Origin of the sequence: Desulfomonile tiedjei DSM 6799 (assembly GCF_000266945.1) — a bacterium.
In the GTDB taxonomy this organism is placed as follows: Bacteria; Desulfobacterota; Desulfomonilia; order Desulfomonilales; family Desulfomonilaceae; genus Desulfomonile; species Desulfomonile tiedjei.
On record NC_018025.1, the window covers coordinates 1,642,249 to 1,664,837 of the forward strand.

Annotated in this window: 17 protein-coding genes; 5 read left to right on the forward strand and 12 right to left on the reverse strand. The window is 48.9% G+C overall.

What is annotated here, in order from left to right; translation table 11 throughout:
* Positions 1-319: 319 nt before the first annotated feature.
* From thiL to DESTI_RS28525, 8 genes are all read right to left on the reverse strand, one after another.
* The gene (gene thiL / locus DESTI_RS06940) at positions 320-1,348 is read right to left on the reverse strand and encodes a thiamine-phosphate kinase (protein ID WP_083846649.1); all 1,029 of its coding nucleotides are present in this window, start codon (positions 1,346-1,348) and stop codon (positions 320-322) included.
* Positions 1,349-1,397: 49 nt separating this feature from the next.
* Positions 1,398-2,354, reverse strand: a complete 957-nt coding sequence (locus DESTI_RS06945) for a lysophospholipid acyltransferase family protein (protein WP_014809255.1) — start codon at positions 2,352-2,354, stop codon at positions 1,398-1,400.
* A gap of 124 nt (positions 2,355-2,478) precedes the next feature.
* Positions 2,479-4,107: an adenylate/guanylate cyclase domain-containing protein gene (locus DESTI_RS06950; protein ID WP_014809256.1), complete on the reverse strand. Its 1,629-nt coding sequence runs from the start codon at positions 4,105-4,107 to the stop codon at positions 2,479-2,481.
* Between the two features lie 17 nt (positions 4,108-4,124).
* A complete protein-coding gene (locus DESTI_RS06955; RefSeq protein ID WP_014809257.1) occupies positions 4,125-4,469 on the reverse strand; it encodes a PilZ domain-containing protein in 345 nt (114 codons plus the stop codon).
* Positions 4,470-4,593: 124 nt separating this feature from the next.
* Positions 4,594-5,961, reverse strand: coding sequence for a hypothetical protein (locus DESTI_RS30635; RefSeq protein ID WP_014809258.1), 1,368 nt, complete (start codon positions 5,959-5,961; stop codon positions 4,594-4,596).
* A gap of 17 nt (positions 5,962-5,978) precedes the next feature.
* Positions 5,979-6,596 carry a GTP-binding protein gene (locus DESTI_RS06965; RefSeq protein WP_014809259.1) on the reverse strand — a complete coding sequence of 206 codons (618 nt, stop codon included), beginning with the start codon at positions 6,594-6,596 and terminating at the stop codon, positions 5,979-5,981.
* A 2-nt stretch (positions 6,597-6,598) separates the two neighbouring features.
* The gene (locus DESTI_RS29765; protein WP_014809260.1) at positions 6,599-7,432 is read right to left on the reverse strand and encodes a roadblock/LC7 domain-containing protein; all 834 of its coding nucleotides are present in this window, start codon (positions 7,430-7,432) and stop codon (positions 6,599-6,601) included.
* A gap of 313 nt (positions 7,433-7,745) precedes the next feature.
* Positions 7,746-10,505, reverse strand: a complete 2,760-nt coding sequence (locus DESTI_RS28525; protein ID WP_014809261.1) for a DUF4388 domain-containing protein — start codon at positions 10,503-10,505, stop codon at positions 7,746-7,748.
* Positions 10,506-10,875: 370 nt separating this feature from the next.
* Here DESTI_RS28525 and DESTI_RS28530 point away from each other — a divergent pair, with 370 nt between their 5' ends.
* Positions 10,876-11,679, forward strand: a complete 804-nt coding sequence (locus tag DESTI_RS28530; protein WP_014809262.1) for a tetratricopeptide repeat protein — start codon at positions 10,876-10,878, stop codon at positions 11,677-11,679.
* 209 nt (positions 11,680-11,888) lie between these two features.
* A complete protein-coding gene (locus DESTI_RS06985; RefSeq protein ID WP_014809263.1) occupies positions 11,889-13,463 on the forward strand; it encodes a PAS domain S-box protein in 1,575 nt (524 codons plus the stop codon).
* Between the two features lie 51 nt (positions 13,464-13,514).
* Here DESTI_RS06985 and DESTI_RS06990 read toward each other — a convergent pair whose 3' ends face one another.
* The 4 genes from DESTI_RS06990 to DESTI_RS07005 all read right to left on the reverse strand — a co-directional run bounded on the left by DESTI_RS06990 (position 13,515) and on the right by DESTI_RS07005 (position 19,980).
* Positions 13,515-13,931: a histidine triad nucleotide-binding protein gene (locus tag DESTI_RS06990; protein ID WP_014809264.1), complete on the reverse strand. Its 417-nt coding sequence runs from the start codon at positions 13,929-13,931 to the stop codon at positions 13,515-13,517.
* 6 nt (positions 13,932-13,937) lie between these two features.
* Positions 13,938-14,300, reverse strand: a complete 363-nt coding sequence (locus DESTI_RS06995) for a histidine triad nucleotide-binding protein (RefSeq protein ID WP_014809265.1) — start codon at positions 14,298-14,300, stop codon at positions 13,938-13,940.
* Positions 14,301-14,424: 124 nt separating this feature from the next.
* Entirely contained in the window at positions 14,425-18,183 is a 3,759-nt protein-coding gene (locus DESTI_RS28535) for a PAS domain S-box protein (protein ID WP_014809266.1), read from the reverse strand.
* 306 nt (positions 18,184-18,489) lie between these two features.
* Positions 18,490-19,980 (reverse strand): AAA family ATPase, encoded by a 1,491-nt coding sequence (locus DESTI_RS07005; RefSeq protein ID WP_014809267.1) that lies wholly within the window; start codon positions 19,978-19,980, stop codon positions 18,490-18,492.
* Positions 19,981-20,206: 226 nt separating this feature from the next.
* On the opposite strand from DESTI_RS07005, the gene DESTI_RS07010 reads away from it, so the two are divergent.
* From DESTI_RS07010 to DESTI_RS07020, 3 genes are all read left to right on the forward strand, one after another.
* The gene (locus DESTI_RS07010) at positions 20,207-21,178 is read left to right on the forward strand and encodes an ABC transporter ATP-binding protein (RefSeq protein WP_014809268.1); all 972 of its coding nucleotides are present in this window, start codon (positions 20,207-20,209) and stop codon (positions 21,176-21,178) included.
* Between the two features lie 137 nt (positions 21,179-21,315).
* Positions 21,316-21,879: an FKBP-type peptidyl-prolyl cis-trans isomerase gene (locus tag DESTI_RS28540; RefSeq protein ID WP_014809269.1), complete on the forward strand. Its 564-nt coding sequence runs from the start codon at positions 21,316-21,318 to the stop codon at positions 21,877-21,879.
* Positions 21,880-22,140: 261 nt separating this feature from the next.
* Positions 22,141-22,503: an endonuclease domain-containing protein gene (locus DESTI_RS07020; RefSeq protein ID WP_014809270.1), complete on the forward strand. Its 363-nt coding sequence runs from the start codon at positions 22,141-22,143 to the stop codon at positions 22,501-22,503.
* Positions 22,504-22,589: the final 86 nt, after the last annotated feature.

A 22,589-nucleotide genomic window follows, 5' to 3' on the forward strand; every position in this document is an offset into this window, starting at 1 on the left:
ACATTGTGCGTTAAATGAACGGTAGGGGCCGGCGTCCCTGCCGGCCCGAACTAGTTGATTTATATTTGAAAAATGTGCCGGCACGGAGGCACGGCACCTACCGATTGTCAAAAAGTACCTTTCGCAATTGAACACTGTTTCATACACTTGCTCTATGTGCACAACTGCGAAATGGTGTGAAACACCCGATTGCCCAAAAGGCCATTTTTTGTCTTGACTGAGGGGGTACACCTCATTCCTTGGAATGGTTCTTTTTAAGAGATTAGGTCTTTGTATATACGAGAACGGTAGTCAAAAGTCTTGTATCCGAATGAGAATTCTATTTGAAGTGATCCCATCCGCGGGGGAAGAGCGCGTTAACCGTGCCGTCGGTCTTTACGAGTTCCGCATTTCCGGTGTCAGTCACCTCTCCGATGACGGTCAGCACAATACCTTCTTTGTTTGCTTCCTGGAGAAGTGCGTTCACGGATTCACGCTTGACGGTTGCCAGAAGCACGTAATCTTCTCCACCGTGAAGAATCCACTTGAGAGGACCTTTGTTCATCAATTGAGCCGCAGTAAGCAGGGCAGGGAGTGCAGGCAGTTTGTCAGCGTAAACACGTGCTCCGACTTTGGACTGTTCACAAATGTGATTGAGATCGGAAGACAAACCATCCGACACGTCAATGGCAGCAGTCGTTACACCTGAACGGGCAAGAAATCGTCCTTCATGCACATGAGGTCTGGGGCTGAAATGGGCCTGGATCAAAGGTGCTTCTACTTCTTCCGGAAATATCCTTTTGTGCCGCAACAGATCGACACTGGCAGCCGATGCGCCCAGGGGACCGGTGAGCACAAGAGCATCTCCGGGTTTTGCGGTGCTCCGAAGCAGCAGTTCCGTGCGGTGGACCATACCGGTTAATGCCACGTTTATGACCAGATGTCCCGCTGATCGCGTTGTATCACCGCCCAGGAGATTCACGTCAAAACCTCGGGCCATTTCAGCCATTCCGCGGTAAAACCCGTCGAGCCATTCAATCTCGATATGATCGGGTACGGCTATGCTGATGAATGCATCGAGCGGTTTTCCGCCGCATGCTGCAATGTCCGAAAGGTTTACGGCCAGGGACTTTGCTCCAAGTTCTTCAGCCGATATCCATTCCAACAGAAAATGAACTTTTTCCACGAGCATATCGGTCGTGACAAGGAGATAGTTGTCTTCAGCCAGGGATAGGACTGCACAGTCATCTCCGATCCCTTTGATTACCCCATCCGATCTGATGCTACCCAACGGGGCAATGCGGTCGATAAACCCAAATTCGCCGATATCCTTCAGTTTCAGAAGAATTCTCCTCTCATGGTCATGCAGGAGTCTTCAATTCTCGTCTGCAGGTGTTTTCCAGCCAACTTCCCGTTTCTCAAGCAGGCTTCGATTGCAAGGTTTTCGCCAATTTCTTACGTCTGCGGGATTGTTTCCGCCGCCATTTTCGTTGTACCCAGAAAGCTTGCGTAGGATCCAGCCTTATCCATTCCTCAAATTTGTCGTGGAATTGTTGACTGACGTTTATCAGGTCCTGACGAGCATCACCGGTCAGATGTAAATGGATTTCCTCCCCGAAAATGCTCTGATATCGACCGTCTTCAAGCCTGTACGTGCATAGAGGCAGAATGCGAGCTTTGCCTTCTATGGCCATCTTGGCGAAGACCTCGTTTGCCGGAGCCGGGGTACCGAAGTAGTTCACAAAGATCCCTCGCTCCGCATCACCTCTCTGATCGGCAAGACAGGCGAGCATTTCACCCTGGTGAAGCCGCGAGATCATCTCTTTCACGACACCTTTATGAGGAAACGTGCGTATGCCCGTGTGCTTTCCCGCTCTCGTGAACATGTACCGTGAGATGAACGGATTCTTCAGGGGAGTCATCACCAGATTTAATCTAACGCCCAGATGCTTTATCGTGGCTGCACTGACTTCAAAACATCCGAAATGGGAATTGAGGAGTACAATTCCGTCGTTTCCGGGAAGCATCGCCAGATCGAATGCTTCTTTTCCTTTGAGGAGAATGTGAGATGCCATTTCTTCTTCAGACCATTGACGAATCCGGAAAAATTCCACTCCCAGCAAGCCAAGGTGCTCGAAGCTCTTCAGAGCAGTGCGTACGATCCAGTCACGGCTTTTTTCCTTGCCAAATGCGATGGTGAGGTTTTCTATCGCAGCTTTGCGCCGGTCAGGAAAGAGTACGTAACCCAACCTGCCCAGAAAACGCCCCAGAGCATTGGCTGCCCGCTCGGGCAAAGCACACAGCGCTGCTTCCAAAAGTTTAACCAGCAAGAACACCAGGAATTGGAAAAAGAGCGGCAGACTCAGGCGACGCATCATCTCCTCCGTTCATTTCTTGTTTTCACCATAGCACATATGCAGGATAAGTTCAGGGAGACTTTGAAGAGGCTTGAAGCACTGCGAGTCAACAGATTGGATCAAATTTGGCAGGTCTTTGTAATCACGAGATAAAAGACTCTACCTCATATAATCGGAATTTACCTTTCACTCCTTTGAGCAGCCTGGAGCCTGCTCGCTGCAATTGGAACAGATCGCTCATCACAATTTGATCGTACGTTTCCTGTCCGATAAGAATTTGGTCGGGTTCGGCCGATTGAGAAATTCTCGAAGCGATGTTCACTGCATGTCCCAAGATTGTGTAATCCATACGTTCATCCGAACCGAAATTGCCGACGATTGCAGGTCCGGTGTTTATCCCATATCTCACGCTGAAACGCAGATGCTCCGGTAAGGACTGAACTGCATTCTGGAGCTTTTCTCTTATCCTCAATGCTGCTCGAACTGCACGAGCAGGAGCATCTTCTTGAGGCAAAGGTGCCCCGAAAATAGCCATTGCGCCGTCACCGATAAACTTGTCCAGCGTACCTTGTTCGTTGAAGATAATCTCGTTTACACACTTACAGAATAAGTTCAAAACTTCCTGCAACTGTACAGGCAAACATATTTCACACAGGGCAGTAAAGCTCACGATGTCGCAGAAGAAAATGGTAGCCTCGGTTTCTTTGACTGCGAGATCGGCAGCGCCTTCGAGAATCAGGTCAACCACCTGCGCGGAATGGAATCTGCTCAGGTTTTGACGAATCACGGCATTCTTGACTGCCTCTTCCCTGAGGCGTTCCGTAAGCTTCCACCGTTGAATCGCCAATGCGGTCTGGTGACCGATTGCTGTGAGCAGGTCAAGATCTTCCGATTGGTACCCGCCGACGACATCCAAACTGTCCACATAAATGACCCCCAAAATAGTCCTTTCTTCCCAAATGGGGGCCGCCATAACAGATCGTATCCCGTCGATAATCACACTTTCGCCCATTTCGAAGCGTGGATCTTCAAGGGCATTGTCAGTGAGTATGGCGACGCGATCTTTTAGAATCCGGTTGACGATTGTGCTGCTAATCGGTCTGATATTCCCTTTGCCCTCGGTAGACCTCTGTTTTATCGGGATTGGGATCTCATCTCTATCGCGAAGTAAAATAGTGGTTTGGGATGGATTGAAAATGTTGAAAATCTGATCCATCAAATATTCTAGAATCTCGTTCAAATCTTTCGTAGCAACAAGTTCTTCGGTAATTCTGTACAGCGTGAGGAGATTTCTGTTGAGACGCTCTCTCCTGACTTTTGTAGGAATACGCTCGACCGTACCCGCCGTTTCCGACAGATAGTTCGTGATCATACCCAGGGGTTTCACCACAATTTCGGCTTCATTTCGATGCACAAAAGGTTGATCGGAGGTTAATGCCTTCATGTCGAGGGTTTGGGCATGAAAGTTGACCTTTTCCCGCGAATCCGGCCGGAAAAGCAGCCGAAAAGGACCCACCTGAATTACGTCTCCACTTTTTACCGTGCGTCTATTCTTGATTCTTCGACCGTTTATCCAGGTTCCGTTCCGGCTTTCAAGATCCTTGACAACAAATCTCTTGCCTTCCTGGAGAATGAGGCAATGATTTCGGGATACCATTCCATCTACCAGACGGAGGTCGCACTTTTCGTGTCGCCCCACAATTGTTTGATCACCCACAAATTCCTGGGCTATCTCCTGGCCGTCCGGTCTGAGTATAAGCAGGTTAAACATGGTCAGGCATTCTTCGGTTATCCCAGAGTCACAAATTCGATCAGTTTCGAAAGGTTTCTTCTGGCTTCTTCGCTGATGCGAACGATTTCAAATCCGCAAACATAATAGCCTCTGGAATTCTCTTTTCTGGTCCAGCGACAGATGACCTCCAGATACAAAGGAGAACTCTTGAGGTAGTCCGATGCCTGAATAACGAGGGTTTTCGTGGTGTTCTCGTCAACTCTCACCCCAAAGAGCTGAACACCTTTTTCGTTTATGTCCTGGACGAGTCCTAAAAAGCGCCGAGTTTCCGCATCATATGCAGGAATCCTGAAGAGCATGTATTTTCTTGCAGCCTGTCTTCGATTCTCCCATGAATCCATAGGGGGCTCTCCTGACCCTCTCCCAAAATTCCAGCCAAGATGAACTCATTGCCAAATAAGGAAGAGTATGTTCGGTATCGATCTCCAAAATCTCGAGGTTATTGCGGCATACCGGGAGCCGCAGTTATTTTTTCTTAACTACTTTTTTGACCTTACCTTTATGCGTGTTTTCCAGGATTCGATTCACCGATCGATTCACGAGGAATCTAAAAGAACGGATCAGGTTTTCCGGATCTTCAGCACGATTCATTCTGCTCGCAAGAGAACGACCCGCCCTGGAGATTGTCCTTGCTTGCTGATCGACCATTTTGTAGAAAGCTGCGGGGTCCTTAATCTGCAGTTGATTCAGAATGGCCGCACTGTTATCGGGCAAACCTTCGGCTCGACGCACTATGGATTTATATTGCTCATATCGCATCAAGATGAAGTGAAAAGATGCAAGCGGATCTTCGTCGGATTCGGCCAGCCTCGTGTCAAGGTAATCGGAAACTTCGAGCAAGAAACGAATAGATTCGGGGTGAGCACGCGACATACGCTTCACAACATATTCAAGTACTATTCTCATAGAGAGTGCAGCAAAATCGACGGTGACATCATCCTGAAATTTCAGACGCATCTTCTCAATTTCGCTGGCAAGAACGGTGATAGAGCGCCTGGAAATTTCCCATTCAAGAGTGAGGATTGCTTCCTGGAGTTTGCGAACCGGTGATGAAGCCCGTACTGCATGAGGTTCCGGCGCGATAACCGGTGGCTGTGCCACGTGCGCTGTTTTGGCCGGCTGCTTCTTGATAGTTCGTGTGACTTCTGACGTCGCTGCAGGTTTGGGCGCCGGTTTTGGAGCTGGTTTCGGAGCCGATCTTTGAACCGGTTTCGGTGCTGGTTTTGGAGCCTGTCTTTGAACCGGTTTTGGTGTCGGTGCAGGTTCCGACACAGTGTCACTGAGAATAGACTGCATGTGTCGCTGAATTTCCTGCGCCATTATATCGTCGTAGGAGGGTTCCGGTGTCTGGCTTTCGTGCCGATCCGGTTTGGACGGCACTGCGCGTGAAGCTGCAGATTGCTTTCTTTGGGCATGCGCCTCGACATTCCTCAGGAAATCCTCATCATCGGGCAATTCAGTTTCGCCCACTTCCAATTGCGCAGTTTCCGGTGGAGGACTATCAGGCTCCTCAACGAAGAGAGTCTCAACTGCAAGATCGATCTCACGGTCCGTTTCATCGTCACCCGATGTGATTACGCTGGAGGACGGACGTTCGGGAGTCTCATCAAAAGAGCTGACGAAAAGACTGTCTACGGCTTCATCCAGCGACGGACCTCCATAACCCGGGGGGGGCGCATTCTTGGGAGAAGCAGCTTTCGGTTCCTCATCGAGCCGCGTCCCTCCGGGAGATACTCCGCCAAATGCCTCTTCTTCAGTCGGGGCTTCTACAAAGAATGTGTCCACCGCCTGATCGATAAGGGCATCCAGATCTTCGTCCACCACTTTTGCCATAGATTCACTCTTCGGATTCACGAGGATTTGAGCTTGTGATGCACAGATTTAATCGTAATCTTGCTTATTTCTCGTAGAGTCTCGAATACGCCGGGACCCTGGAGAGCGCTCGCAAGTACCGTAGGTGCAGGATTTTTCAGCATAGAATTCAAATCTACTTCCATTGCTTCTCTTGCCATAACCGGTATGACACTGCCTTCCAGGTCGCGTTTATTCAATTGCAGCACAAGGGGCAGTTCATCCATATCCAGATTGTCTTCCGCCAGATTCTCTCGCAAGTTCTGGAGGCTCTCCTTATTAGCTTCCGCCTGAACTTCCATGGAATCAGCAACGAAGACCACACCATCAACCCCTTTCAACACCATTTTGCGGCTCTCGTTGTATAGAACCTGGCCTGGGACGGTATAAAGTTGAACCCTGATGTTGAATCCGCGGATTTTGCCCAGGGAAAGGGGAAGGAAGTCGAAGAAGAGCGTTTTATCACCTCTGGTATCGATGGATATCATTTTACCCATGAACTGAGCATTCATTTTTTGATTCACGTACAAGAGATTAGTGGTCTTGCCGCATCTCCCGGGACCGTAGTAAACCACTTTGACTTGAATCTCTTTTGCGCTCTTATTTATAAACGCCATACTCAAATCTCCCTTTTAGGAAGCTTCTCTTCCAGCAGTTGAGAAACTTCGGAGATCTTTAATCGCAAGAGTCCCAGGGATAACTGGTTATCGAAAATAGTTACGATGATATATTCCGTGCCGACTCGACTGAAATGAAACGATTCATTGTGTCCTTTGTAAAAAAGAAGCACAAAATCGCGTTCTCCAATCAAGCGGGCAATCTGTTCAGTGGCTGCGAAATTGGCTGCAGCAACTGCTGCAAGTGAAACAACATCCAATTGTATTTTGTTGCCAACGGTGCATATAAGCGATCCTGCGTTATCGATAATAAGCACGGAAGAGATGCCTTCAGTGATAATTTCACGATTGAGCAGTTGTTTCACGTCTTCAAGAACGTCTATACTGACAATGATGTCAGCACTGCGTCCTGTCTTTATTCTTTCTGCCCGCTCGAGTTCTTTATCCAGCATTGCTCTTTCCAGGAGCGCGTCTGAGGATACGTCCCGCCGGGGACCTGCAAGCTGCTCGATCTGCTGTATTTCGGCGGAAAGGACAGTCTCCAACTCTTCCCAGTTCATTTTGCCTGAGCTGAATCGATTCTGAAAAGAGGCGTGTTCTACCACTCTGCTTTTCAGGTCATCATTACCGAGCTGATCAGCCGCTGCCTCCAATATGGATCTCAGCTTGGAAATTTTATCCATATATTCCTGCTGATTAGCTGTTGTCCTGGCTTCCTGCAGGAATTTTCGGCAGGCCTCTGCGTAGGCCCACAACAAAGATGGAAGTTTGCCCAGGATTTCTACTTTTTCGGACCCCTTAAAAATATCCTGATACGCACTATCTTGAGACGTCATTTCAGGCATCCTTTTCGCTCACTGCTCTCATGCCATTGACCTTCATCAACGGACAATTTCAAACCCTGTGCTGATCAATGGAACCATTCCTCTGGAAACAAAAAAATACATTACATAAAAAAAGCCTGTTCCGTGATCCTAGGTGTGCACGAGACTTTACCATAAAATAACGTTTTTTTTAAGGCTATAATCGTATACGGCCAATTATTGTGACTTAAACATACATTGCAGACCGTTCTTCGTGAAGTGTTCTTGGAACGTTCGCACTGCAAAGATCCAGGAAAACTTCCTTAAAACGGTAAGTTAGTGCCGCTCAACTTTTGTCTCCTTTTGCTTCTACGAGGCGCCGGGCCTGGGTCGAGATTGCCGCCGAGACGTTCTTGCTCTTTGCCAGTTTTCGCAGATCCGGCTCCCGTATTTGGGACAAGAGCTTCATGGCTATGGGGATCGGGGTCTTGGAATTACTCGCGAGATTCAGCTTAATAGTGTAGGATTTCATCCATTCTTTTGTTCCTGCGATTTGCCGGAGCACTTCTTCACACACCTGACGGGACTTGGAAATTGTCTCTACTTCCGACTCTTGAAGCTTTGGACTCTTGGCAACCGCTACGGCGACCATCTTGTTCGAATCTCGTACGAGGATATCTCTTGCCTCTTTCGACCCCATGAGAGCCAATTTTATTTTCTCTGCAACCCCCATATTGAGTATCTTGTTGTACAGACTTTCAAATTCCGCTTCTGACAGCTCCCACTCCGGCAGTTCACCCGGCCGCGGCACGCTTGCCATTTCATTGGGTATGAGCTTCATTGCCTCAGTAAAGAAGTCAAGAAGCGTCTTATCCAGCGAAACCGGAAAACCCGGATCTGCCGGACGAATCAGAAAACGTATGCCGTTCCATGAAACAAGAGCCGCCATAGATTGGAGCGACCCCTCTTTTCCGCTGACATGGGCGTGAAGCACTCTGCTCTTGTCTCGGTAAATTTCCCCGGAACCTTCTTCACAGACAACGGACATCATTACGGGAACAGGGGTGCCTTCCAGAGCTGAAAGCGCTTCAAAAATATCCATTACGCCGAGACTCCCGACAATCAGCCGACCGGTCCCTTCGATCTCCTGAGGATCAAATGCAGGCGTTGTCATTTCCAGCAGCTCTTCAGCCGCAGAGGCATCCATGTTTTCCTGGTGAAAACAGGTTCTTGTAACATAGCGGAATCTGATGCCTGTTGTTTTCAGCATCTCCTTCAAAGCAGAAATCCCCGTGAGATCGCCCCAGGTTGCTCCAATCGGTCGGCCTTTCCTCAGGAACACTTTTCCCGACAGGGAGGGAGACTCCAGAACGATGGTACCCGATCTCATGCCGTGTCGCGCGGATCTCGTGATTCCAAGAAGGCCGAATAGCCCCAAAGGACCTTCTACCTTGAAATCGGTTTTACCGGAAAGTATGGCCTCTTCAAGATTTTCTATTTGCCGCTTTAAGTTCGGATCTGTCACCACCCCGAAGAGCTTTTCTGCTACTGCCGGACTCTTTTCCAACAATTTCTTGTTCTCGGCGAGCCGAGTATAGACCTCTTCATTCTTCCAATTATCAAGGATATACAGTGCCGTTTCTTCGAGGATGCTCTCGGATGCGCACGCGAATCCGATCACTGATTCGTCTCGAATGGTTTCCCGTACCAGGAAGTCCATTACGGATGGATGCAGGTCGGACCCGAACCCTTTTTTGTACGTGGGAATGTCCAGAGACGCGAGAGTCTTCTTGGCTGCCTCCCGGACCGCCTGGGATTCGTCGTGGGAAAGATAACTGAGCAGAACCAGCTTTTCCGTGGTGCTCACCGGCACGTTACCCTGAGCAGCCCGGAGTCTCACATCATGTTCGGTCGCAGCACTGATGTATTTATGAACAGTTTTGGAAATCTTGACCTTGATGGCTTTTCGGACCAGGGGATTGGAATCAGTTTCCAGGGATTCCCGAGCCTTCTGATCGTCACTGAACACGAGCCGGACTTTGTCCAGGACCGGCAACATGAAAAGATCTTTGCCCTCGAAAAGTTCGTCGATGATGGCGAGTTCACTGGCAACCTTGTCACTGACGGTCACCCCTTCGTCCAGGAGACGCATAGCCTCAATGATGAGGTTTTGCATACCGACATGAATGACTTCTTCGACCCCCTCACCACCTCGCTGGATTACAAATGTGGCATTCGGCCAGGCAAGAAGATGGCACGCTGCATCCATTCCTGTCATGCCCGCCAATTGGGCATTGACGATACGCCCGTTCTTAAAATAGAGAAAACCTTCATCTCCCGCCTGCTTCAGATGACACATGGCCATCTTCGCATTCATCTCGAACACTTCAGCAATTTCGAAGATGTTCATCACTTTCAAATGGCCGTTTACACGCCATGTCCGGCTGATCTCCCGTTCGTAGGGATCCTCATCCGGTGCATGTTCCAGAGCGTCCATTACGAGATTCAGGGTATTGACTTTGATCCGGTTCTTGAAATCACCAGGAGCGGCATGGACATATTCGAAATCCGCATCGATCCAGCCGAAAGCCTGATACAGCGCATCCATGCCATCGTAGTCCAGGTACGTGGCGCCGACGACTTTACCGTTTTCCGTAAAGACCGTTGCAGTTTCCTGCGGTCCCTTGACCTTTATCCAAACAGTACGGCTGTTGTGGTCGACTGCTTGTATGATCTCGCCGAGGCCCAAAAGCCCGATATTTCCCTGGACCGATTCGAACTCTGCGAGCGGCTTGTCTGCCTTTTCACCGAGTCCGATCTTTTCGATGACCTTTATTACGATTTCGTGGATGGGCTCGGGAAGTTCCGGTCGATCCGGTCGGGTGTACCAATTTCGTGCTGCGGGGATCAAATTCTTCCGAGCCTGCGAAGATATTTCCGTATCGGGATCTCTGCTGAGATAACAGAGTATTATCAGTGTGTCGCGAAGAGTGAATTCAGCCTGCATTGCTGCCGCTTGCAGCCTTTTTTCGCGCGTGGACTTCGAGCCTATAAACTTCGACAGGCGTGAACCGACTGATACAATTTTTCTTTCCTGATCGCTCATAAAGAAAGACGCGCTCAATGACTACCTTAGAATTCCAAAATATTATAACTAATTAACTCATTTGTCAATGTTTCTGCACAAATGGAGGCTTCTGAAGGAACTTTCCATTATTTTCCACATGAAAATAACGGTAAAATGTTATCATGGCACGATAAGACAAGCTTTTTGTTCAAAACCGGACAAACGTTCGAAGGTCACAACCGAGATATTGAAATCTGATCTTAAATATGGCCTAACTGACCAGTATCGTCGCAGTCCAGGCGACGCGTAAGACAAGCGAAAGCAGACGAACTTGAGGCGCAAAAGGCATATTACCGTCCTCTATCGATTTGTACGAAAGTGGTTTCGCCCATCACTGACCGGTGGTCTCGTGGCGGTCTGTGTACTGCTCATCGCCGGAGGTTGCGGAAAGAAGCACGTACGCAGCGGCATGCCTTTCGAATTGGACAAAGTCTTTGTCGGAATTCCCAGCACCATTCAGGAATCGGCAAAAGACAAAGGTATACGCCTGGCAAAGGAAGGTCAGTTCAAGTCCGCAATAGAGGCATTCGAAGAACACATCAAAGAAGAGCCCCAGAGCTTCTTCGGTTTTAACGGACTCGCTGTCTGCTACAAGAATATTGGTGATTACGCGAATGCTATGAAGAATTTCGAACAAGCTCTAAAATACACCGGCTCTCAGCAGGATCGAGCCAAGGTGCTTGCGAACATTGGAAACTTGTATTTCTCCGAAGGCAAACCTCAGGCCGCACTCGGTTACTACAAAGAAGCTGCGGCAGAATTCGACAAAAATCCGCTCTATCTCATCTTCATTGCACAAGCTTTCGTTGTTCTGAACGATTACGACCGTGCCAGAAAAGTCCTGACCACTGCGGAAGAATTTCAACAGAATCTGGAAAAATACGAACGTGATGAAGATCGCGGCCTCGGGTCTTATCTCATGGCCAAGTGCTATCTGGCGCTCAATGATGAAAACAAGGTTTACCATCATCTGGAAAATGCGTTGCGATCGAATGCCGAAAAATATGTCTCACGCATAGAAACCGATACATCGGATGAAAAGAATCTGTTATATACCTTAAAGGATGATAAACGGCTCAGAAGCATACTGAACAAGTTTTCTTCACTCTCGAAAAATCCGGAAGTCCGAAACCGCAGGATCGGATCGACATAAAGGGTCGAGACGTTTTCCTGAACGCGGAATTCAACATATTCTCTCTTGATACCGGTGCCTTACGGAATAGACTGGACATGGCTGCACAGAATGATGATAATTGCATAAGATGCTTGGCATCTCAGAGGAGTGGCTCGGTTTTGGCTAAGAAAAACCGGGAACAGGTTCTGTTTCCGGACCGGTGCTGCGTGTAGTGTATGGAGATAAGTGTGGAGACCAAATCGCTGAGAGAGCGTTTCGGAAAACTGCTGGACTCCGCGGGACAGATGTTTTGGGAACTGGATACCGAGTTCCATGTTGTTTATGCCAACGATTATCTGAAAGACGTTTTCGGCGACCCGGTGGGCAACACGTGTCATCGGTTCATGGCGAATTCGGACGAAATATGTCCGGAATGTCCGGTGAAAATAGTTTTCGAAGGGGGAGAACGCGCGATTTCAGAACGCATGAGGATCGACAAAAGCGGCGAACCCATTTGGCTGCAACACACGGCAACGCCCATACGGAATAGTGCCGGAAAGGTCATAGGAGCGAGTGAACTGACCATAGATATTACACATCGCAAGAATACCGAATCATGGTTGAGAGATTCCGAGCGTCTCTATCGAAATCTTGTGGAGCAAGTCCCTGACGTAATCTTCTCATTGGATCGCAATGGATACTTCAACTTTGTAAATACGCAGGTGGAGAAACTACTCGGGTATCCGGTGCAGCAGATCTTGGAAACTCCGCTGAAAAATTATATCGCGCCTGAAGACAAAGAGCTCGTGGACACGATTCTTGAACTTGCCGAAGATGATATCTGGGACGAGGACGTCGCTGTCATGGATTCCCAGGGGACCCGGAAATTTGCCAGAATCAGATGCAAAGCCTCTTTTGGTGAAGATCACGTGCCCATCGGTTATGAAGGTGTGATGAGAGACAGAACTGTCAGACGCAAGCTGGAAGAAGATCTGAAGGCGTCAAAGGTAGCTCTGGTAGAAAAAATCAAAATTATCGACGAATTGTACGAACACATCGTTCAGTCCGGAAAATGTAAGGCAATCGAAGAACACACTGCCGAAGTTGCCCATGAGTTGAGGCAACCGCTTGCAATTGTCGGGGGATTTGCCCGGAGAATGGCGAGGCACTTCGATTCGGGTGAAGCTCTGGACATCGAACGCCAAAAACAATACGCAAGTATCATCGTAATGGAGATTCAAAGGCTCGAGAAGATTCTCGATCGGTTGATCGAGTTCACCAAGAGGGACAGGCTGAAGCTTCAGACGATGAATCCGCACGACCTAATAGAATATATTTTAGGCATAATGGAGAGCCGCATTAAGGACAAGCAGCTTTTCCTCAATGTTCAAATGGGACCGGAGATCGGGGAGATTCCGCTCGACCCGGGAAGATTTCAACAACTCGTTCTTAATCTGGTTTCCAATGCAATTGAAGCCTCTCCTGTGGGAGGAGTGATTGAGCTTCACACAGGAGTCTCTATACCAAGCGAAAAAGCTCTAAAAGCGGGTTCGTTGGAGTCCGCCGGCTTTTTCGAGATGAAGATTCGCAACAGCGGGCCGGTTATTCCTCCGGAAGCTATGCAGAAAGTCTTTAATCCTTTCTATACTACGAAACAGCACGGAACCGGTCTTGGTTTAACCGTGAGCAAGAAAATCGTAGAGGATCACCTGGGGTCGATCAGTGTGAAATCTGATAAAACCGGAACGATATTTACTATTTGGCTGCCTTTGATCGACTCGTACGAAGAGCGCGGCAGGATGGGCTTCTGCTATCTGGGGTAGAATTGTTAAGAGATATCGGTCCCTTTTGGGACAAATCTGAACGGATGAAATCTACAACAGTAATTTTTTGCCACGACTAAACGTATTGACTATCTTGCGCCACAAAATAGCGCCCGCTACTGCCAGGCTGAAGAAAACGGTCCCCAGATCTTTTCCGGAAACCAAATGTGCATGTAAGTGAAATACTACCTGGCCCCCACCTCGATTCACGTTTATAAAAACACGATATCCTGATTCAGCTATCCCTAGATCGCGTGTGATTTTGCGGGCAACAGACCCAATATGCGTGAGGATCTGATCTTCCTCCGGAATGTCATTGAATGTGGCAATGTGAGTTTTCGGAACAAGCAACAGATGAATGGGAGAAGCGGGATACGCATCCCAGAAGGCAACAACCTGCTCGTCCTCATAGATTATCTTTGCAGGTATTTTACGCGCAATGATATTGCAGAATATACAATCAGTCATGAGAGCTCAGTCACCTTTTGCTATTTTTTCGCCAGTACCTGTCCGGGAAACCAGATGAGCGTGAAGGTGAAATATAACCTGTCCTCCACCTCTGTTCACATTGATGAAAAATCTGTAACCGCTCTGGGCAACGCCAAAGTCCTCGGCAATTCGCGTCACAGCAGATCCAATATGAGAAAGAACCGGATTTCCCAGCGGTATGTCGTTTAATGTCGGTATATGTTCTCTCGGAACAACAAGTATGTGGACCGGTGCGGCTGGATTTGCATCTCGAAATGCAACAACGAACTCGTCTTCGTATACAATTTCCGCGGGAATTTCCTTTTTGACGATCCCACAGAAAACGCACCTGCCTGTTGAACCAACCATATCCGTATCCTCTTGGAAAGCGGCGGATCAGGATGATTGCGAGTACTCCGCAGTCATCCGTTCGCATCATTTGTTCATATCAGTTGATATATTTTGTGTCCAGAATGTTCCGAGTTGTTTTCGATTATACAATCTCAGTTGCTCCGTCGAGCACTTCGCGAACTCTTCGTGCAAGCACTTCCACGGTAAACGGTTTTTGCATGAAATGAACTCCCCTGTCCAGGACGCCTCTGTGTACAATGAAATTTTCCGTGTATCCGGATACATAGAGGACCTTCATGCCGGGTCTGGTCGGAGACAGTGCGTTGAACAGGCTTCGTCCGTCCATGTTGGGGAGAACCACATCCGTCAATAACAGATGAATATGACTGAGATGAGCACACGATTTGGCTGTTGCCTCTATGGGGTCCGAGGCCCTCAGTACTGTGTACCCCAGCATCTCAAGTGCTTCGCTCGCCAAATTCAACACGAGTTCCTCGTCCTCAACGACCAAAATCGTCTCTGTTCCATGGGGCTGAGACATCTCCGAAGCTCTTTGTGCTGCAGGTTGTACCATGTTTCTCATAAACGGCAGATAAATCTTGAAAGTAGTCCCTTTTCCCGGTTCACTGTAGACGTTGATGTGGCCTTTGTGCTGCTTCACGATGCCGTACACCATAGAAAGTCCCAGCCCGGTACCTGCGCCCTTTTCTTTCGTGGTGAAGAAAGGTTCGAATATGCATTTGAGCGTTTCCGCATCCATTCCTCTGCCGGAATCACTTACACTGAGAACGACGTAATGGCCCGGTTCGACGTCAAGGTGGGTTCTGCAGTAATTCTCATCCAGAAATGTAGTATTGGTCTCGATAGTCAGGTTTCCACCCCGCGGCATGGCATCTCTTGCGTTGACAACGAGATTCATCAGTATCTGTTCGATTTGGACCGGGTCTGCTTTCGTTTGCGCCGCTGATGAATTCAGAAGAGTATTCAACTCGATGTCTTCCCCGATGAGGCGCTTCAGCATTTTTTCCAGGTCTGAAATCACCTCATTCAAGTCGATAACTTTTACATCCAGCATCTGTTTTCGACTGAACGCAAGGAGTTGACGCGTAAGATCGGCTGCCCGTTGCGAAGCTTTTGTTATCTGCTCCAGTCGTTCTCGAACCGGTGTACTTGCCTCAACAAGGGTGGATGCAATGGTGGCGTATCCCATAATCGCAGTCAAAATGTTGTTGAAATCATGCGCAATCCCACCGGCAAGGCGGCCCACCGCTTCCATTTTAACCGCGTGCCGTAGTTGCTCCTCCATCTTTTTGCCCTGGGTCACATCCCGAAAAATACCTCGAAATCCGGTTGGCTTGTTGTTCATCTCTCGTATCAGGGAAATGGAAATAGAGACATTCAGTTTTTGGCCGTCTTTCCTGATGATTTCTAAGTCGAATGCCGTATTGGGTTCTTGAGTCCTATAAACTCGGTTGTACGCAGCAAAGACCCGCTTTGCATTTTCCTCGTCCATGAGCTGACGGTAATCTGTTCCAAGGAGTTCTTCTCGAGTATGCCCGGTGATTTCACACATCGAATCATTCACCAGCACGAGATTTCCTCGCAGATCCACTTCATGATAACCATCCGCGATGGTCTCCAGGATACGTCTGTACTTGGCTGCAGATCTTCTCAACTCAGCTTCGGCATTCTTGAGTTCTGTAATGTCGGAGAAAACAGCGACTCCCGCGGTAATCTCACCATCATTAGTCAGTACCGGAGCAGCATTGATAAGAATCCAGTGGGACCTTCCGTCCGGACGCTGGATGACTGCCTCAACATTCTTGGAGATCTTGCCCTGCAATATGGCTTGAGTGAGTGGAAATTCTTCTGCGGTGAAGGGCTCTCCGAAAGGATGATACATTCCCCATTTGGGGAAACAGTGGCAATAGGAAGAATCCGAGAGAGTTTTGACGGTTTCTCCGAGAATATGCATGGCAGCGTTGTTAGCAAGACGGATGCTCATGTGAGGAGCATCGGCAATGAGGATACCTGCCGGAGTCTGATCGATTGCCGCAGAGAGAAGCGCCTGCAGTTCAGCAACCTCTCTTTCGGACTGTTTGACTAATGTGACATCACGCGCTACGGCAAAAGCCAATCCTTCTTGGGGCAAGGGAAAAGAATTCCAAGAAATCCACCGAAAAAAACCATCCTTGCAACGCACCCGGTTTTCAAAAAACTGCACTGTTTCGCCGGATGAGAGGCGTTCAAACATGGCTATGCTTTTCTTTTTATCGTCGGGGTGCAAGAAATCGACAAAAGGACGGTTCATGAGATCGGCTTCCGACCAACCCAGGGTTTTGCTCCATGCCGGATTCACCTGCTTTAGGAACCCGTCAAAAGTTGCTATGCACAGCATATCAACGGAAAAACTAAAGAGTCTGTTGCGTTCCTCTTCCAATTTCTTCTGTTCGGACACATCGAGGCCGGTTCCCAGGAGGCACATTCGATTGTCCAACTTGAGACGACGGCCTGTAAATATATACGGATAAGTCATGCCACTCTTGTCCACGAAATCGGCGTGGATCATCATGGCTTCTCCCGTGGCAAATGCAGTTTCAATTGTCTCTTGGACGCTTTCCCAATGATTGCCCTGGAAGAAATCGGAAGGCTGTAATTGCAGAATTTCTGCAGGGGAATATCCCGTCACTCTCTCGAAATTACGATTCCAGCGGAGGAACGAACCGTGTTCGTCAAAAAGAAAAAACGTTCCCGGAAGGCTGTCAATCAACAAGTCCGAAAAATCCTTTTCATTCTTGATACGTTCGGTCAAAAGCTTGTGCTCCGCGTCTCTGCGTTGGAGTGCTTCTGCCATTTGGTCGAATGCCAGCGCGAGCCGACCTATTTCTCCATTGACGGCTTTCGCAGGAATGCGAGTATCCAAATTGCCCTCAGTAATCTGGCGAGCCGCAAGAGCCAGCGAATTGAGTCCTCTCATAATAAACACGTATCCAAATGCCCAGACACAGATCAAACCAAGTATCGCCGACAACACGACTAATATTAGATTCTGAGAGAGCATTCGGTCCACTTTGGAAAATGCCGGCTCCTGAGGTATTCCCACGTAAACAAATCCACCTTCCGAGAGTCCTCCCATTGGTTTGAATCCATACAATTTCCTGATGCCGTCGATGCCTGTGGCTTCGGCCACTCCCTCTCGTTCTAAAAGCACTGTCTGCACCACTTCGGATTCCGGAGCGGCAGTACCAACCCATTTCTCCGGATCCGGGTATCTGCTCAAGATAGTGCCGTTGGAATCGACTATGGCCAGAGTCGCTCCGGCGGGGAGATCTGCGGCTGCCGCAAGGTGGTTAAACCAGGACAGATCCAGGGATGCCATCAGGACTCCGCGCACTTGTCCTCCTTCACCGATAACGGGGTACCCGAAGCCGATGGTCCTCGCATGGGAAATTCTCCCCACCTGGAAACTTCCCACCGAAAATCGTTTTTCTGCTATGGCAAATTTGAAATACTGGCGGTCGCTTACATTCACGATATCATTCACCGGCAACGCGCTGCAGACAATATTCCCTCGATCGTCGCTTAACGCGACGTTGGCGTAAAACATGAACGGACGCGAATCAAAGAAATCCTTGAATAAGGCGGAACATGCTTGAATGCTGAACGACTTCACCGACGGATTTTCGGCCAAGTCCCGTAAAAACCTGTGGGTCATCTCGATCATCATTTTCTGATCTTTGGATACATCGCTGGCGAGTCTCAATGCACTTTCCTGAACGTATCCCGCTGCTACGCGACGCTGCTGATGAGCGCTGAGATACACGATGAAAAGAGCTGGCATTACTCCCAGGATGACAAGAATGACCAGACGAATTCGAAAATTATCCCATAAGTGGGACATTAATAAGCCCTCCAAATGCACATGAAAATAGAGAGGAAGACCTGCCTCGAGTCTCTGCGCCGTAAGTGCCTACAAAGCTGGTACTATTGGGACGCACGAGCCTGACAGGATCGATTATGTTCGGGTGCTGAGAGGGGTGACCGACTACAGTTTATCGCAGGTTGCCTGGATTCAGAAAATATATTTCAAAGTAGGTGTTCCGGTTGCCTGAATGCACCCGCGGCCTGGAGCGCCGAATATCGGGCAAATGTCATTGCCTCATTTATCGGTTCGATTCCCGTCCTGTATCGAGCGGGAAAAGCACGGTCACAGTGTTTCCAGAGAAGCCTTTTGAGCCCGATCCCTCGCCCATGCCTCGATCTTTTGGATACGTTCTCTCATAGTTCTGGAGAGCGGAACGATACTTCGCAGCGAATTTGCCAGTACATGCTCCGTCAACTCAACGTTCTTGGAAGTACTTTCGAAAATTGCTGAAATTACGCCTTGTTCGATTTCAGCTCCGTTCAACCCCTCAGTCGATTCGGCCAGGTATTCCATGTCGAAACGGGCCGGATCGACTTTTCTTCTTTTCATGTGTATCGACAGTATTTGAAGACGCTCGTCCTTTAATGGAAGTCCCATGTAGAATAGCTCGTCGAATCGGCCTTTTCTCATGAGTTCCGGGGGTAGGACTTCGACTTCGTTTGCTGTTGCTCCCACAAAAACAGGAGAAGTTTTCTCCTGCATCCATGTGAGAAAGAGGGCAAGGACGCGTGCTTCTTTGCCGCCAGCCTGCTTCTGGTTTTGGTTGGCAATCCCGGCTTCTATTTCGTCAATCCACAGAACACAAGGAGCTACTGCTTCCGCTGTCTTGATAGCATTTCGCATCGCTTCTTCCGGCTGACCTGCGAGCCCGTCATACAGTTTTCCCATGTCGAGTCGCAACAGCGGGAGTTTCCATTGAGAAGCAATGGCTTTTATGCAGAGGCTCTTTCCGCAGCCGCTTATTCCCATGACAAGGACTCCTTTGGGTGGAGTCAACCCGTGTTTTGCGGCATCCGGTGAAAATGCGCGATTCCTCTCATTCAGCCATTTCTTCAAATTGACAAGTCCACCGATCTGCCATGAGCCTGCTCTGGTGCTGACGTATTCGAGGACTCCGCTTTTTCTGACGAGTGCCTCCTTTTCTTCCAAGACTGCGTCAACCGCTTTCAACGTGATCGATTCCTGGTTTAAAAGCGCAGTTTCAAAAGCATCTGACGCCTCTGTTGCAGTAAAACCCGAGGCAGCTCGCACCATTTTGTCTCGCAAATCGCGGGTGAGTGATTTCTTCAGCGACTCGGATGAGGGATGGCCTTGAATTACTGTCTTCAAAATATTCAGGAGTTCATCGAAGCGGGGAAGTGGAACGTCCTCGATCTTGAAAAAAGGGATCAGCTCGTCGGGTAATACGAGCCGCGGACTCACGAAGAAAATCTTCTTGCGGCTATTCCGCAGTTCGACCGAACACTCTTTGAGCTGTCGTATCAACTGTGGATTCTCCTCTATGAGGAGATGCAGGTCTTTGAAAATCAGGACAGCATTCTCTTGTAGAGCGACGAAATGCGAAAGACAGGCAACCGGGTCAGGAACGATCTCCGATGACCGGTCTCCATTCGAGCTTGTCACGCAGGACCACGTAAGAAACCGTGCAGAATTCAAACCGGCCTGGTCTGCTGCCACACGAAGGAGCCGCTCAACGCGATCTTCTTCGCTGGAGATGAGATACATCAGGGCGGATTTTCCCTGAAAGAACCGCTGAAGCGTTTTAACGATCATAATCGTACCCTTGCTCTATAGCATGCCACAATCGCACTAACATTTTCAATGATTTAGTCCGATTCTTCCTTCTTTGAAGGCGAAGTTGAAAATCTTCAAGAACTAAATTATTCTTCAGAAGTCATCGAGCAACTGAAATCCCGAAACATTCTTTATGCCGCGGAAAATTCTCCAGGGGGAAAGCTCAGATGTTCGTGAGATTTCCTAATAAGGACTACAGCCATTCATGACTCAGGAACTACTTTCGATCCGAGGTTTGAAAACGATTTTTGCCTCCAATGGAGGAACTGCCGTTGCAGTTGACGGAATTAACCTCAGCCTCAAGGAAGGGGAGACCCTTGGACTCGTCGGCGAATCCGGCTGTGGGAAGACTGTCACCGCGTTGTCCATTATGCGTCTGGTTTCCGATCCCGGAAAGATAGTGGAAGGTGAAATCATTTTTGAAGGCCACGATCTTCTCAGCCTATCTGAAGAGGAAATGCGAGAAGTCAGAGGCGACCGGATTTCCATGATCTTTCAGGAGCCTATGACTTCATTGAATCCCGTGTTTCGTATCCAGGACCAGATAGGAGAGGTTTATCGTGTCCATCGGAACATGAGCAAATCTGAGGCACGGGATGCGGCAATTGTCATGCTGAAAAAGGTGGGGATTCCGTCACCTGAAAAGAGATCGAAGGATTATCCGCATCAAATGAGCGGTGGTATGAGGCAGCGTGTAATGATAGCTATGGCTCTTGCCTGCGATCCCAAGCTGATGCTAGCGGATGAGCCCACTACCGCTCTGGATGTGACAATTCAAGCTCAAATACTTGAATTGATGAATGAGATAAAGCATCGCCTCGGAACAGGCATCATCCTGATCACTCACGATCTCGGTGTCGTCGCGGAGATGGTCGACAGAGTGGCTGTAATGTATGCAGGAAAAATCGTGGAAGAAGCCCCGGTGAATCAGCTTTTTGCCAGCCCCCAGCATCCGTACACCATTGGGCTGCTTAAATCCGTTCCACGAATTGATGAGGCAACACGAGAGGCAAGCAGGTTGCATGTGATTCCCGGAATGGTGCCTGATTTGCGAATGCTGCCCGAGGGTTGCTCGTTCAGAGGCAGGTGCCCGGAAGAACAAGAGATTTGTAAGCGACCTCCTGCTCTGGAAGCCAAGTCTTCCGGCAGTCGGGTCAGATGTTGGATGAGAGAATAGTCAGGCTATGCCGTTGAGCATTCGATTCGATAACCCCTAGTGAAGATCGATCGAGAGTGGCGCTGCAGGGTCAGGTCTTCTGCTGCCTGATTTAGTCAGTATGAGCGATGAGTCAAACCGATTGACGGAGGAAGTGCATGTCAGCAACTGCCGAATATAGCATTGGAGAAAAGAGTTACGTAAAGATACGATACCGGGTTCGAGTCCCTGACGGTCCTTTTATCAAAGGAGCTGTAGAACCGGAAGTAATGGATTTCATAACCAGTTTCAAGCAAGTCATTCCGGGTTTGGAGAACCGACTCATGGGGCATGTCGTGAGTGAGCGGCTTTCGTTTACGGTGCCTCCGGAAGAAGCTTTCGGACCTCGATACGATCAACTGGTGTTTGAGAAGAATAAAGCGGATTTTCACTTTCCTCAGGGGATGGAACCGTACAATGGCATGCAGATCTCGGTCATCTGCGGTGACGAAGGTCCCGATGTGGGAACCATTCGGGAAGTGAAGGAAGATACGATTGTCATCGACTGCAATCATGCTTTGTCCGGATTCCCACTGCAGTACGATCTGGAGATTATCGAAGCTCGACCCGCGCGTCAAAATGAGATTTGCCAGGAATGGGAAAGCGAATGCGGAAGTTCAGAGTGTTCGGGATGCAGTCCGCACGAAATAGTGCTGGGAAAGGACAACACCGAAAATAACTGATCGCGTTATTGGGGGGAACTTCTCTGGACTTTGGGGGCTGCCCTGCTGCTTGCAGGCTCATCCGAGAGTGAGACGACAATTAAAACCCCCCTTCATAAAGAAGGATTAGTGGGATTTTGAGAGTTTTGTATCAAAAATCCCCCCTGCCCCCCCTTCACAAAAGGGGGGACTCTGTTGGTAGATTAGTTCTTATCCTTTGATACTGTTACAGAAGGGAATGCCCCGGCAAGTCAGTTCCTGTAGGAGGGGGCTTTTGACATCATGCTCCCGTTCAATAAGAGACTAAAATGTTTTGCAAGGGCCTTACGGCGGAATATGACCGACGCTGAAAACCGTATCTGGGCAAAGATCAGGAGAAAACAGCTAAAAGGCCATCAATTCTACAGGCAAAAGAATATAGGCAACTATATTGTGGACTTCTATTGTCCGGCAGCGAATCTCATTATCGAGATCGATGGCGGGCAGCATTATTCCGATGAAGGCCTAAGGCGAGACGCCGTTAGAGAGAAGTATCTGGAACACTTGGGCTTCGAAGTAATAAGATTCTCGGATAGAGATGTTTTTGAGAATTTGGAGGCAGTTCTCGATATCGTGTCTGATCATCTTGTGTCCGTGGAGCCATGATAGTCTCTGATAAGTTCAGGGCAGGCGCCAACTTGGGACAGAGTGCTTGCGGATATATCGCAAAGTCAAATAGCCGGCAAAGTCCC